Source organism: Ventrimonas faecis (genome assembly GCF_040096075.1).
Taxonomy (GTDB): domain Bacteria; phylum Bacillota; class Clostridia; order Lachnospirales; family Lachnospiraceae; genus Brotaphodocola; species Brotaphodocola faecis.
The window spans coordinates 1-1,961 of the sequence record NZ_JBBMFJ010000067.1 but is presented as its reverse complement, the minus strand read 5'-3'; the positions used below and the strand labels follow the sequence as shown (position 1 = coordinate 1,961).

The 1,961-nt window shown below is 45.6% G+C and carries 1 protein-coding gene; it reads left to right on the top strand.

All coding sequences use genetic code 11. From position 1 onward, the window contains the following. Positions 1–1,833: hypothetical protein (locus WMO41_RS15770; protein WP_349230587.1), on the top strand; the 1,833-nt coding region annotated here is incomplete at its 5' end. Positions 1,834–1,961: the final 128 nt, after the last annotated feature.

The following is a 1,961-nucleotide window of genomic DNA, read 5'->3' as shown; positions in this document are numbered from 1 at the left end:
TTCATTATGAGAAAGCAGACTAAAGTAGTTGCAGTTGCATCTGCAGCAGCTCTGTTAGCTATCGGTGGTGCTATGACCTCTTTCGCAGCTCAGGGTTGGGTTGAGGAAGATGGTACCTGGTACTACTATGACAAAGATGGCAATAGAGTAGAGGACGAGTGGAAGAAATCTGGAGACAACTGGTTCTGGCTTGATTCCGAAGAGGGTGGCGCAATGGCTACCGATAAACTGATTGATGATGACAACAACACCTACTACGTAGATGGCAACGGTGTTATGGTTACCAACACCTGGGTTAAGGTTGTTAACGAGGATCAGGATGAGGATGATGATCCGGCTGAGTACCGTTACTACTACATGCAGTCTAACGGTAAAGCTTACAAGGCTGGCACTTCTTCTAATACTACCAAGTTCAAAACCATCGATGGCAAGAAATATGCTTTCGATGAGGATGGTAAGATGCTGTATGGCTGGGTAAACAAAGATGATTCTACCCTGGCTATGGGCGATAGCGACTGGGAAGAAGCAACCTACTACATGGGTTCCTGGGAAGATGGTGCCCTGAAGACTGGTTGGCAGAAAATCTCCGTTTACGATGAGGACGAAGATGATGATATGGACTACTGGTTCAACTTCAAGTCCAACGGTGAGAAACGTGTAAATACCAAATCTGACAAAGACATCCTTGAGAAGAAGATCAATGGTAAGTACTACGGTTTCGATGAGCGTGGTGTTATGACCTACGAGTGGACCGCTGCAAGCACTAATGATCTTACTACAATCTCTAACTGGCGTTACTTCAACAGCCCAGAGGACGGCGCTCGTTCCACCAAGGGTTGGTTCAAGGTAGTTGCTCCGGATGCTGATGGTGATGACAATACTTTCAAAGATTACGGTACTGGATCCACCTTCGCTAAGGGCGATGCTGAAGATGAGAACGAGAGATGGTACTATGCTGACAGCGATGGTGAGCTGTATGTAGGCCAGATCAAGAAGATCAAAGGTAAATACTATGGCTTCGCTCCGGAAGGAAACAAGGCTGGTTCTATGCTGACTGGTCTGTGCGCTCTGACTGTAGATAAAGATGGCAACATCGTTAAACTGTGGGATAGAGACATGGATTCCGATTCTCTGGATGATGCTCTGAAGGGTGAGGGCGACTTCAAAGACTTTGGTAAGTCTTCCTTCGATACCCTGTATTACTTCGGTAACAACGAGGACGGCGATGGTGCTCTGAAGACCGGTAACGTAACCATTAACCTGGATGGTGATTCCTATCAGTTCCAGTTCAGCAAGACTGGCGGTGCTGAGGGCAAAGGCCGTGGCGTAAATGGTATCGATGATGGTAAGTACATCTACAAATTTGGTCAGAAGATCAAAGCTGGCAGCGATGACAAGTACATTGTTGTTTATGCTGATGGTGATACCGGAAGCACTGGTGTAAACGTACACAAGATTGATACTGCTACTCTGAGAAGTGATTACAGTGCTTCTATCGGTCAGAACAAAGATGGTGACAGCGTTAACTACGTTGGTACTCTTGGTGAGTTAGCTTCTGGTAAACTGACCAGCAATTACTACCTGGTAAACACCAGCGGTGCAATTGTTAAGAATAAGACTGCTGCTAAGGATGGCAACGACTGGTACTTCTATGTAGATGAGAAGGTTATTAAGATGTACACCAACAACAATACTCTTAATGACTCCAAGGATTATCCGAACGCTAACCTTACTGCTCTGAAGAAGAACTGGGATAACACCAAGTATGTTGTTAACAATGGTAAGACCGTTCCGACCACTCCGAACGATGATCTTATCGATGATGGAATCTAATATTTAGAAGTCTTTTCTAAATAGTTAACTAAAAAGGGGCTGTCGCACTAGCAAATATTTTTTGCTGGGCGGCAGCCCTGCTTTATGCCCAAATGGGGGCGAAATCGGTTGTGATTTCGCCCCCATCC